A 13,075-nucleotide genomic window follows, 5' to 3' on the forward strand; every position below is an offset into this window, starting at 1 on the left:
CCCGAAAGGCTCCGGCCCGAAAACGAAAAGCCCCCGGCGACAGACTGTCGCCGGGGGCTTTTTTAACGCAGATCCCATCCGACTGGAATTACTCTGCCGACCCCGGGCAAGCCGCGGACCGAAAAGTTATTTCTCCCGGTTTTCGCGGCTCTCCTGCCCGGAGCGGCCGGTTTCACGCCCGTCGCGTCCATCACGTCCGTCGCGGCTCTCCTTGTCCCGATCGCCGCGCGTGCGGGCCCGAACATACTCCGTCGGCAGACACCCGACATGCTTCTTGAAACTCGTGGCAAAATACGACGGCGAATTGAAGCCCACCATCGAACTGATCTCCGCAATCGAATATTTACGCTCCAGCAGCAGCTGGCAGGCCCGGTTGAACCGAATCTTGCGAATGAATTTCGTGGCCGACTCGCCCGTAATGGACTTCATCTTCAGGTGAAGGTTCGAACGACTCATACACAGGGCCTTGCTGAAATCGTTCGACGAAAACTCCTCGTTGTCCAGATTCTCCTCGACGATGCGGATCGCCTTCTTGAGAAACTCCCCGTCCATCGAATTGGAGGTAATCTTGTCGGGATCGATCTCCGCATCGTCCGAATAGTGGTGCCGCATCCGGTAACGGGCCTTCAGCAGGTTCTGGACCTTGGCCGCCAACAGCGTGATCGACAGCGGCATCGGCAGGTAACTGTCCGCTCCGGCCTCGATACCCGTGATCTGCTCCTCGAGGCCCCCATCGGGAGCCAGCATCACCACCGGGATATGGCACGTGCGGATGTTCTGCTTCACCGTCTGACAAAGCTTCAGTCCGTCGACCCCCGGCAGCATCCGGTCGGCAATGATCAGATCGGGCTCAAGACTCTTCAGCTGCTCCAGCGCCTCGTTTCCGTCCGATACCGTAACGACCCGATAGTGCTGGCGGAAATAATCCGCCACGTAACGCGCCACCTCGGCATCCGCTTCGGCAACGAGAATCGTCCCGCGCGTCTGGGCATCGGACTCCTCCGCCGGAAGCGGACTCCCGTCGACACCCAGCCACGCCTCGGGCAGCGACTTCCCCGCATCACGGATGATCGATCCCCGAATGTCGTTCTCCCGGGCCCGCTTCTCGGCCGGATAACTCTCCAGATCGTCCGACAGCGTAATGGTGAACTCCGTGAAACGGCCGGGTTCGCTGCTCAGCGTGACGCTTCCCTGGTGGAGTTCAACGATCCGGTGGACGATCGAAAGGCCGATCCCCGAACCCGACGAGGATTCGTCGCCCTGATAGAAACGCTCGAAGACGTGTGCCTGCTGCTCGCGCGTGATGCCGATACCGTTGTCGCGCACCTGGATGCGGAAACACCCCTCGCCGCGTTGCAGCGTCACACGGATGATCCCGCCGTCGGGCGTGAACTTGAAGGCGTTCGAGAGCAGATTCGTCAGCATCATCTCGAGGAACATCCGGTCGACGGGCAGCGCCTCGCCCTTGAGGTCCGAACTGAGAATATAATCCATGTCCCGGTTCTGGGCCGCCTCCTCGAACAGCGAGAAGACCTCCGCCACGATGGCATCCACGTCCTGAAGCGCCACCCGCATGCGGAAAACGCCGAGTTCGGCCTTGCGGTAATCCAGCATCTGGTTGACGATGTGCAGGAGTTTCAGGCTGTTGCGGCGGATATAGTCCAGACGCGAGACGACGTATTTGTCCGACGTGCCGTGGTCGCGGATCTCCTGCAGCGGCGAGAGGATCAGCGTCAGCGGCGTGCGCAGTTCGTGCGAAAGGTTGATGTAGAAGCGGATCTTCTCCTGGCTCAGCTCCTCGATGGACTCCTTTTCGAGGCGCTCCATCTGCAGCTGCACCTTCATCCGCATACGCCCGGCAATGGCGGCAATCACCCCGCCGACGGCGCCCAGCGCCAGCAGCACCCACAGCAGCCGGGCCGCCAGCGTCTGCCACCACATCGGCAGCACGCGGATGGCAACCGTTGCCACCTCGTCGCTCCAGCGGCCGTCGTTGTTGGCCGCACGCACCCGGAAAAGGTAGTGTCCGGGCTTGAGGTTCGAGTAGTTGGCCTCCAGATGCGAGGTCTCGTACCACCGCGTATTGAATCCCTCGAGTTTGTAGGCGAAGGTATTGCGCCCGCCGGCCAGCGGATTGACCGCCACGAACTGGATGGTGAAGATGTTGCGGATCGACGGAAAGGCCGCCCGCACAACCTGACCCACCGAATCGCGTTCGATCCGCACGCGGCGGTCTCCCTCGGCATCGGTCACCACGACATCCGTGATCCGGGCCACGGGGGCAAAGGGGTTGTCGACCAGTTCGTGAGGCCGGAACCAGGTGATGCCGCCCAGTCCCCCGAACCAGAAGGCCCCGTCACGGCTGCGGCAATAGGCATAGGGGGTGAACTGGTTGTTGGCCAGGCCGTCGCGCAGCGTGTAGTTGCGGAACGTCTCCTTCTGAATGTCGAAACAGGCCAGTCCGGCGTTGGTCGAGATCCAGAGACGCGAAAGTTCGTCCTCCAGAATACCGTAAACGACGTCGTTGGGAAGTCCGTCGGCCACCGCATAGCGTCTGAATCCGGGCATCTTCGACCGAAAGCGGTAGAGCCCCTGCCGGGTACCGATCCAGATATCGTGGTGCGAATCCTCCGTAACGCTCATGATTACGACCTCCTGCAGTCGGGGGGGGGTAAATTCAGCCTCCGCGGTGGTCAGATCGCAGGCGATGACCCGTCGCTGATCCGGTTCCCAGCGATAAAGTCCCGCCTGGGTGCCGATCCATACGCGCTGCTGCGAATCGCGGAAGAGCGTCGTGACGGGCAGCATCCCCAGCCGGGGTTCGAGGTCCGCGCAGGGATGGGGCCGGAAGCGTCCCGTTGCCGGATCGAACAGCAGCAGGCCGTTGAGCGTCCCGACCCACAGCATCCCGTCGTCGTCCTTGAGCAGGGCGTAGCAGCTGTTGTTGATCGGGATCGAGGCGTTGACCGGATAGTGGTGCGTGCGCCGGGTCGACGTCTCCATGCGGGTGAGTCCGCCGGCATGGGTCCCGATCCAGAGGCGGTCGGGGCCGTCGGGCAGGATGCACTTGACGTTGTTCGAGAGCAGCGAACCCGAGGCCACGTTGAACTCCTCGAAGCGGCCCGTACGGCGGTCATACCGGTTCACGCCGTCGTCGTTGGTGCCGATCCAGAGGCTCTCGGCCGAAGGATCCTCGACGATGCAGCTCACCGTATTGTCACCCAGCGAATTGCGCGCCGGATCGTGGCTCAGCACCCCGAAGCGCCGGGCCAGCGGATGGTAGTAGCTCACACCGCCGTAATAGGTGCCGAGCCACACGCCGCGCTGGCTGTCGATGAAGATCGCCCGGATGGAGTTGTGGCTCAACGATCCGGGGCGGGAGGTGTAGACATACTTGTCGAAACGCCCCGTACGGGGATCGAGAATCGAAAGTCCGTCGAAGGTGCCGATCCAGAGACGCCCCTCGGAGTCGCGGCGCAGCACGCGGATATAGTCCGAAACAAGTCCCGGATTCCGTGCCGCCGAATAGCGTTCGACCACCTGCAGATGGGTGTCCAGCCGGTAGAGGCCGTTGCCGTGGGTGGCGACCCAGTAGCCGCCGTCGGCGGCCACGATGCTGGCCACGTCGAAGCGTGCCATCTGCGGAAGGACGCGGATGGCATTGCCGTAGGTCGACGAGTAGGTGTAGACGCCGTCGGAGGTGCCGACCAGAAAGCCGTCGGGCGAGGGGCAGATCGTATGGGCGCTGATTCCCTTCAGGTAGGTACGAATCTCGAGCCGACGGCTCCGGCGGTCGAAAAGCACGATGCCCAGATCGGTGGCCAGCAGCAGATTGCCGTCCCCCTGCCGGGCAATGTCGGAGACCTGCATGCGGTAGCCCTCGAGGCGGAAATTCTCGAAACGCTGCGTCGAGGCGTCGTAACACGAAAGCCCCGAAGAGGTGCCGATCCAGAGATAGCGGCCTTCGCTGAGCAGGGCGCTGATCGCATTGTCGTCGAGGCTCTGCGGATCCTCCTCGACATGACGGTAGACGCGGAAGGTGTAGCCGTCGTAACAGTTCAGACCGTCCTGCGTTCCCATCCAGATGCGGCCCAGCGGATCCTGAGTGATGGCCAGTACGGTCGACTGCGAGAGGCCGTCGTTGACCGAGAGGGTTCGGAATTCAATGGCTCCGAAGAGCGGGAAGGTCACCAGAAGCAGGAACAGCGTGAAGAACGTATGTCGAAATCCAACCATGGGCGTAGTAGCGTAACCGAATTTGCAGGAGATAAAGATACGATTTTTTTCGCAAACGCCGTCGGCCGGATGGCTATTTTCGGCGTGCAGGCACCGGCTTTCCGCTTCCGGGGCTGTTGTCCGGCCGTACCGGCCGGGCAACAAAAAGGCCGACCGACGCAGCGGCGGAGCCGATCGGCCTTTCGGAAATCGGGACGGGACGGAAAGCTGACCCTCCTTCGGATTGTACCGGAGAGCAGAGCAGCGACGCCCCTTCTCCACGCACACGGGCAGCCAGCGCATCGAAGCCGGCACCGTATCGACCAGTTCGCGAGCGGTCAGCGCATCGAAGCCGGCACCGTATCGACCAGTTCGCGGGCGGTCAGCGCACCGAGGCCGGCACCGTATCGACCACTTCGCGGGCGGTCAGCGCACCGAAGCCGGCACCGTATCGACCACTTCGCGGGCGGTCAGCGCACCGAAGCCGGCACCGTATCGACCAGTTCGCGAGCCGGAACCCCCGGGCGGAGAATCAGCGTACTGCCGGCAACGGTCGATGCCCCGGTATTGTAGCGCACGCCGTTTCCGCGGCGGTCGGTCACCTCGAGGCGGGGCTGCCGGCTGCCGTCCAGTTCGGCCCGGACGGTCCACTCCCCGACGCGGATCGTTCCGTCGGCACGCTGCGTGAGCTTCAGCGGCCGGGCCCCCTCGGGCGTGATGCGGAAGATGGCCAGGAAACGCTGCGTGCGGCTCCGCCCCTCGGGGGTGAACTCCGAATGCCACTGCCGTGCATACTCCAGCACGCGGCCGTCGGGGCCCGTGCGGCATTTCCAGTTGATGGCCGGCGAGAAGAATTCGTCGGTGATGCGCAACTGCAGCGGTCCTGCCGTAAAGAGGTCCATCCGTCCTGTAGCCCGGCCGTTCGTCGTCTCGACGGCCGCAGCACCGCAGCGCGTCAGGCGGTTGTTGCCGTGCAGCAGCCAGGTCCACGTGACGGGTTGGCGGGCCGCCAGATCATCGTAGATGACAATCACGTCGGGGCGCAGGAAGAGGAAGTGACGCCGGAAACGGGTCACACCCGGGTCACCGAGACCGTTCGCCCGTGTATACTCGACGCCGGATTTCTCCATGCGGTCGATCCAGAACGGCGTGCGGATCGAGTCGTAGGCGTGCGAGGCGTCGCCCAGCGTGTAGGTCAGCGCCTCGGTGTCGGCAAAGCGCGCCAGCCATCCGTAGCCGTTCTCGCCGATGACCTGCGCCAGGCTGTCGATGAGCAGCGTATTGTGGCCCCGCGTGCGGTAGTGCAGCAGCGTGTGGCGGTCGTTGAAGTTCGAGTAGTAGCCCGTACCGCCGAAGAGCGGCCGGCCGCCGTAGTTGATCGTGAAGCCGTTGTGGGCGGCGTGGGCGTGGCCCGTCGAGCCGAACGGAAGGGCGAAGAAGGCCGCCATCAGATCGTCCCCGGCATCGGCCGGATCGGTATGCATGAGCGAGAAGCCCGCATCGGGGAAGAAGCGCGACGTATTGCGTACGGGAGGCTCCGGCGCCACGCAATCACGCGGTTTGTCCGTCAGGATGCGGTAGAGCATGAAGCCCTTCGAGCGGTAGAGGTTCGCCGGATCCGCACCGATCAGCTGGTCGGCATACCAGCGTGCCAGCGGGCTGTGCGTCTCGCGGGCCAGCGCATCGGCAAAACCCATGTAGAGCTGTGTCGGCGAGGTCATCTTCTCGTAGTCGTCACCGAACCCCGTGGCGTAGGAGTCCTTCGGGAAGGAGTAGGCCAGGAACGAAGGCAGGTTGCGGTACCACGGCAGCGCGAAGAAGTCGCTCCCCGTGAGCCGCGAAAGGACGAACGGCACGTAGATGAACGTCACCAGATTGGCCTGCATGTAGCTGCTGCCGTCGTGCCAGCCGCCGTCGTCGCCCCCCAGGATCGGGAAGCGGCCGCACCACACCTCGTAGCAGTAGCGCAGCCACTGCTCGGCCTCGGGCAGGTCGCCCAGTGTGGCAAGGGCCGTGAAGAGGAAGTTGCGGAACGTATGCTGCCAGACGTGGTTATCCATCGAGTGGCACTCGAAATCGCGCACATACTGCCGGTAGAAGCGTTCGCCCCGCACGCGGATCGCCTCCAGCACGGCGGCCCGTTCGTCGTCGGTCATCCGTTCGCAGGCCGTGTCGTAGCCGAAGGCCAGTCCGTACATGATGGCCGAGCGGTTGAAATCCTCCGACGTGGCGTCGCTGTCGACCGGCAGCGAGGCCACATAGCGCGCATGGCGCACCACGGCCGTACGCCACGCCTCGTCACCCGTCAGCAGCCACGCCAGCGAGAAGTCGACAATCGGCTGGGTCACCACCTCGCCGAACTTGTGGTACATGAAGTTGATGAGCGAGCGTTTCTGGAAGGGGCTCATGCCCGTCGTGTCGCGCGGCCGCGTCGGGGCCACCGGAACGGGCTCCATGTCGATCCGGCGACGAGCCCGGGTGAGGAACTCCTGCGCCTCGGGATTCGCCGCAGAGCGGCGGCGCAGCGCCCCGATGCCGTCCGCCGTCACGTAGAGGCGCGGATGCGACTGCGCGGCAAGGCGCTGTATGAGTTCGTCGCCCGTCGGGGTGGCGAAGCGTCGCGCGGAGTCCGCGACGACAAATTCGCACGCTGCGGAGCGTTGCGGTGCCCCCTTCCGGGTGAAGGTCGTCACCCGCCACCAGTAGCGGCCCGGCGCGAGCGGACGGTGAAGCGCCCAGACGGCCCACGGCTGTTCGCTGGTGAGGGTCTGCGCGGCCGGAAACTCCGGCGACGGGGAGAGTTCGATCCGGTAGCCCGTCACGTCGTCACCGCCCGCGGGCCAGAGCAGCGCCGGCGGGTTCTGCGTCACGGGAACGCCGCCGGCGGGTTGCATCCTCTGCCGGTAGCGGGGCCTCAACGCCTGTTTGTCGAGGTGCTGTTCGGCCGGAAGCCACTCACCATCCGCAGACGGAGATGCGGCGGCGGATTGCTGTTCGGCCGGATGCCGCGTTTCGGCCGGGAGTTGTGTTGGGACGGCCGCGGCGGTCAGCAGCACGGCGGCCAGGATGACGATTCGGTTCATGATCGGTTCTTTTTATGGAAAAGCTCACGCAGCGAGCAGCGTTTGTTGTCGACCAGCGGCCGGGCCCAGAAGGCGATGCCGACGATATAGGCGATCGTCACGCAGACGAACAGCAGCGCCAGGCGCAGCCCCACCAGATCCCCCAGCCAGCCGACAATCAGCGGACCGAGGGCTCCGCCGGCAATACCCGTGCAGAGGATGCCGGCAAACGAACCGTGGTAACGGTCGACGGAGTTCAGCGCCAGCGACATGACGATCGAGAACATCACCGAGATGGAGAATCCCACGGCCGGGAAGGCCACCAGCGCCACCCCGGCACTTCCGAAGAGCGCCGCCAGCAGCGAAGCGATGGCCAGCACGCCGGCCACCTTCAGCACGTCGCGCGCATCCCAGAGTTTCAGGGCAAAGAGCCCCACCAGGCACCCCACGGACATGTAGCCCCAGAAGCGTCCGACGGTCGGGGCGCCGACCGTCTGCGGATCGAGGCCGTGGTACTGCCGCAGGAACTCCGAGATCCAGTTGGCCACGCCCTGTTCCGAGGCCGTATAGCAGAGCATGCCCAGGAAGAAGAGGTAGACCCGCGGATTCTTCAGCAGCTCCCGGTAGGAGTGCAGGCCGCCGCTGCGTTCGCTCTCCTGCAGCTCCAGCCGCGGGAAGCGGACCGCCAGCACCACGATGATCACCGCCACCAGGATCACGGCAAAGAGCCAGTAGAGCGAGACCCACGGCAGCGTGGCGGGGGTCAGCGACTGCAGCCAGCCCGTCAGGCCGTGGAGCGTTTCACCCGAGGTGAGGCGTGCGACCAGCCGTGCGTAGACCAGCGGGCTGACGAACGACGCCGCCCCGAAGACCAGCTGGCCCATGACCGAAAAGAAGGCGAAGTTCTCTTCGCCGCCCGCCACGCGGGTCAGCGGGTTGATCGTCGTCTGCAGCATGGCCATGCCCAGTCCGATGGTGAACGACGAGGCCAGCAGCACCGGGAAGGTCGGCACGAGGGCAAAGAGCAGCGACCCGATGAGCGGCAGCGCAAAGCCCGCCGTGAGGACCGTCTTCTGGCTGAAGCGTTCGATCAGCAGCCCCGAGGGGATCGACATGATGCCGTAGGCCACGAAGAACGACGTCGGGATGAAGCCCGCCAGCGCAAGGTGCTGCAGGTGGAAGTTGTCGATGATATCGGGAATCAGCGGTCCGATGATGTCCGTGATGAACGAAATGACGAACCAGAAGAGCATGATCAGCCCCACCAGGGCGTAGCTGCGTCTCATCGTTGCGCCCCCTCCCCGAGGATCAGCCCCGCGGCACCGAGGCTTCCGGCCCGGTTGCCCAGCTGCGCGGGAACAATCTCAGTCTCCCCGCCGCAGACGGCCATCACCTGGCGGCGAACCCCCTCGCGCAGGTGCTCGAAGTAGAATTCGCCCGATTCCGAAATGCCGCCTCCGACGACGATCCGTTGCGGTGCGAAGAGGTTGATCATCGAGGCGATGCCGTGCGAGAGGTACATCCAGTGCTCCTCCAGAGCCTGAACCGCCGCCGGATCGCCCGCTCCGTAGCGGCGCACCACCTCGCGGCCGTCGGCCTGCGACGCGCCGCTCAGCGCGCGGTAACGCGCCACCAGCGCCGCCGTCGAAGCGTAGTGCTCGAGGCACCCCACCCCGCCGCAGGCACACCGTTCGCCGTCGCACTTGACCGTGATGTGACCCATCTCCATGCCGCGGTTGCGGTAGCCGCGGAAGAGCCGCCCGCCGATAAGCACGCCACAGCCGATGCCGGTCCCCACCGTCACGAAGACCACGTCCGTCGCACCGCGCGCCGCACCGTAGAGCGTCTCACCCCATGCCATGGCGTTGGCGTCGTTGCAGGCTGCACAGCGCATTCCCGCCGCCCACTCGATCCGATCCGCCAGGGGAAGGTTCTCCCACCCCGCGATGTTCTCGGCACCGCCCAGCACCGTGCGGCCGTCGTCCGAGACCACTCCGGGGGTTCCGATCCCCACGCCGTCGGGCGTCAGCCCCTCGCGTGCGGCAAAGGCCCGACAGGCCTCAACACCCCCCAGGATGGCATCCAGAACCGCTTCGGCACCCTCCGCAGCCCGGGAGCCATGCTCCCCGGCGTAGAGGATCCGCCCCGAAGCGGCGACCAGGGCGTACTTCACCGAAGTGCCGCCCAGGTCGATTCCTATGGCATGACGTTCCATCTCCTAAGCTCTCTCCACCCAGATCGGCGACGACCAGCCCCACTGTCCGTCGCGCTGGCGAACCCGTACGTAATAGTAGTCCGTATCGCGCTGCGGCTCCTTGTCGACCATGCGGTGGCCGACGCAGAAGGCCGCCTCGGGCTGCGCCCGTTCGAACTGGATCGCCTCCGAAAGCCATCCCCGCAGGAAGTGGGCACGCGCCCCTTCGAGCAGTTCGCCGATCGTGTGTTCGTAGCGCTGGCCGTTGAACTCCGCCACGAGGCGCGCCGTGCGCGGAGCCGTCAGGTCGAGCACCACGCCCTGCATGGCCGGCGTCATGACGTTGGGGTTCTTCGTCGAGTAGAGGTCCAGCACCACGCTGTGCGCATCGTGCTCCAGGACGCGGTTGACCCGCGTGTGGAACTCCGTCTCGCCGGGCTGCGGCGAGGTGAAGGCCGCCCCGCGGAAGCAGGTCTGCAGATCGTCGATCGTTCCGCCGTCGAGCGACAGCCGGCCCGTCCAGTGGACATACTCCTCCTCGCGGTTCCAGCCGAAGTTGACCTTCACCTTCGTGCGGATCACCTCGTCCGAGGGGGCCGCCGCACGGTACGGACCGTTGAGACGCGCCACGCACTGTCCGTTCTTGATCAGATCGACGTAGTCGATGGCGTTCTGCGCCTCGACATTGAGGTAGATCTCGCGGCGCGAGGCGCGGATGACGTCACCCGGCATCCCGCTGTTGATGCGGAAGTCGATCTTGATCTTGTCGCCCGTCACGCCGCAGACGTGCCGCTGCCCCATCGCCTTCCACAGCGTCTCACGCTCCAGCGACGGGGCGTAGACACCGATGCGGCCGTCGCCGTAGCTGCCCGGATAGCCGGCATGCTGGTCCGTCGAGCACATCAGTCCGAACTTGTGGCCCTGCTCCAGTCCGTAGAGGATCGAGCCCTCCCAGACGCGCGGCCCCATGTCGTGCAGGTAGTCGTAGTCGCCCGTGTCACTCTCGGCCAGGCCGTGGCGCGAAAACATCTCGACGAACGGCGTCTGCGGATCGTTGTCCGGGAAAGCCGCCCAGTTGTAGCCGCGGAACCCCGTCTGGTAGCCCATGTGGTGGGGTGTCACGTAGCAGGCATAGCCGCGCAGCTTCTCCTTCAGATCGGGCACCGACGTGCACTCGACCAGCGGCACGTCGAAGTCGCGGAACAGCGCCACGTGGTCGCCGTGCTCCATGCTGTGGCACTCGTAGGAGACGAACGTCAGGAATTTGCCCGGGCGGTTGGCCGCCTCGATCATCCGCCGGTACTTCTCGTAGCCGCCGGCACGCAGCCGCCGGAAAGCCGCCGTGTGGTAGCCGATGACCCAGTTCAGCCGCGGGTCGTTCTCACCCGGAATGTCGGGCCACATGGCATGGGGCGTCACCGAGACAAAGTCCAGCTGTTGCTCGGCCGCCGCCAGGGCATCCGACAGATCGCCGTGGCCGTAGGTCACGTTGCAGTGGTTGTGTACGTCGCCCCAGAAGACCTTCAGGTCGCGGAGCGAAGGGAATCCTCCCTTCACGTCGTCGGGAAGCGACTCCGCATCGCCCAGATGCGAGCAGCCCGGCAGCGCATTGACCGCCGCCAGACCCAACAGGGTCCATCCCGAAGTTTTCAGAAATTCTCGTCTGTCCATATCGTTGCAGTTTGGGGTCCGGACCCGGCCGCGTGAAGCCACGGTGGATCCGACTCTGGTTATCGGATGAAATCGGTCGCCCGGCCGGTTATTTCAGTTGGTCGGCGCCCCGGAAAAATTCGTATTCGCGTTCGCAGGGATCCGTATCGCCGCATTCGCGCTGCAGCTCCTCGAGCTGCACGTGGAGCCCACGGCGCACCTCGGCGTAGGCCGGATCGTCGTAGACGCTGTGCATCTCGTGCGGATCGCGCTTCAGGTCGTACATCTCCCACTCGTCGACGTCGTTGTAGAAGTGGATCAACTTGTAGTCGGCCGTGCGGATGCCGTAGTGGCGCTTGACGGAGTGCCACGACGGGTATTCGTAATAATGGTAGTAGACCCCCGTACGCCACCCTTCGGGAGCCTCGCCGCCCGAGGCGAGCACCCCGCGCAGCGAACGTCCCTGCATGTCGTCGGGAACCGCCAGCCCCGCCAGATCGATGAACGTCGGCGCCAGGTCGATGTTCATGGCCAGCGCCCGGCTCCGCGTCCCGGCCCCGACCATCGGCGGATAGCGCACCAGCAGCGGCGTGCGCTGGCACTCCTCGTACATGAAGCGCTTGTCGAACCAGCCGTGCTCTCCGAGGAAGAAGCCCTGGTCCGAGGTGTAGACGATGATCGTGTTGTCGAGTTCGCCGATCTTTTCGAGGTAGTCGAGCAGGCGCCCCACGTTCTCGTCGACGGCCTGGATCACCGCGCAGTAGTCCCTCATGTACTGCTGGTACTTCCAGCGCGTCAGCTCGTCGGGCGTGGCCGTCTTCCGCAGACGTTTGTACTCGGCAATGCGCGGGGCATAGGCCTCGTTCCAGCGCGCCTTCTCTTCGTCGGTCATGCGGTTGTAGGCCGCCTGGTACTGCATGACGCTGCTCCGCCAGTCGTTGGCCCGCGCAACGTCGTCCCGGTTGGCATCGCCCGTGCTCTCGAGCTCGTAGGAGCGCGACAGCTCCTCGGGGGTCATCAGCTTCAGATCCCACTCGGGCCACATGTCACGCCCGATCTCCATGGCCTGCTCCCGGGCGGCTCGGCCCCGGCCCGCATAGTCGTCCAGCAGGTTGAAGGGCTCGGGATAGACCCGCGAGTCGTTGATCCCCAGGTGGCGCTGTGCCGGCATCCAGTTGCGGTGCGGCGCCTTGTGGTAGTAGAGCATGGCAAAGGGCCGCGAGGGATCGCGGTGTTCGAGGAACGAGATGGCCTTGTCGGTGATGATGTCCGTCACGTAACCCTTCTCGACACGGTTCTCGCCGTTCTCGATGAACTGCGGAGCATAGTATTCGCCCTGTCCCACGAGGATGCTCCAGAAGTCGAAGCCCTGCGGATCGGAATTGAGGTGCCACTTGCCGATCATCGCCGTCTGGTAACCCGCCTCGTGCAACAGCTTGGGGAAGGTCTGTTGGTCGCCGTCGAAGGTGCGCGAATTGTCCGTGAAGCCATTCACGTGGCTGTACTTGCCCGTGAGGATGCAGGCCCGCGAGGGACCCGAAATGGCATTCGAAACATAACAGTTCTCGAAGAGCATCCCCTCGCGGGCCAGACGGTCCAGATTCGGGGTCTCGACCAGCAGGCTCCCGTAGCAGCTCATGGCCTGGGCCGTGTGGTCGTCGGTCATCATCACAAGGATGTTGGGGCGCTTGGGCTGCCCCTCGCTGCAACCCGCCAGGGCCGTCAGCGTCAGCGGAAGCGCGGCGTATCGGGCGCCGCTCCGCAAGGTTTCGAGGTTTTTCATAAGGTGGTTCCGGTCAACGGTATTGATTTCATAGGTTCGGTTCGTCAGCGAGATTTCGGAATGGCCGACGGGATTTTCCGGGACGCCGGGACGGTTCGGGCGGCCGGTGGGAACGCCGGGCGGCATCCGGAGTAATTCGGGCGGCCGGGGGAACATCGGGCGGCCGGGGGA

The 13,075-nt window shown here is 64.9% G+C and carries 6 protein-coding genes; all 6 read right to left on the minus strand.

Features of this window, described 5'->3' with window-relative positions; all coding sequences use genetic code 11:
- Positions 1-126: 126 nt before the first annotated feature.
- Positions 127-4,236, minus strand: a complete 4,110-nt coding sequence (locus tag B5G09_RS03630) for a hybrid sensor histidine kinase/response regulator transcription factor (RefSeq protein ID WP_087404060.1) — start codon at positions 4,234-4,236, stop codon at positions 127-129.
- A 449-nt stretch (positions 4,237-4,685) separates the two neighbouring features.
- Complete coding sequence (locus B5G09_RS03635; RefSeq protein ID WP_087404061.1) at positions 4,686-7,298, minus strand: DUF4962 domain-containing protein; 2,613 nt, start codon at positions 7,296-7,298, stop codon at positions 4,686-4,688.
- A complete protein-coding gene (locus B5G09_RS03640) occupies positions 7,295-8,563 on the minus strand; it encodes an MFS transporter (RefSeq protein ID WP_087404062.1) in 1,269 nt (422 codons plus the stop codon). The genes B5G09_RS03635 and B5G09_RS03640 overlap by 4 nt, the downstream gene beginning before the upstream one ends.
- The gene (locus tag B5G09_RS03645; RefSeq protein ID WP_087404063.1) at positions 8,560-9,492 is read right to left on the minus strand and encodes an ROK family protein; all 933 of its coding nucleotides are present in this window, start codon (positions 9,490-9,492) and stop codon (positions 8,560-8,562) included. Before B5G09_RS03645 ends, B5G09_RS03640 begins: the two co-directional genes overlap by 4 nt.
- A 3-nt stretch (positions 9,493-9,495) precedes the next feature.
- Positions 9,496-11,142: a Tat pathway signal sequence gene (locus B5G09_RS03650; RefSeq protein ID WP_087404064.1), complete on the minus strand. Its 1,647-nt coding sequence runs from the start codon at positions 11,140-11,142 to the stop codon at positions 9,496-9,498.
- Positions 11,143-11,230: 88 nt separating this feature from the next.
- Entirely contained in the window at positions 11,231-12,904 is a 1,674-nt protein-coding gene (locus B5G09_RS03655; RefSeq protein WP_087404099.1) for a sulfatase, read from the minus strand.
- Positions 12,905-13,075 lie beyond the last annotated feature (171 nt).

Source organism: Alistipes sp. An54, from assembly GCF_002159375.1.
GTDB lineage: Bacteria > Bacteroidota > Bacteroidia > Bacteroidales > Rikenellaceae > Alistipes > Alistipes megaguti.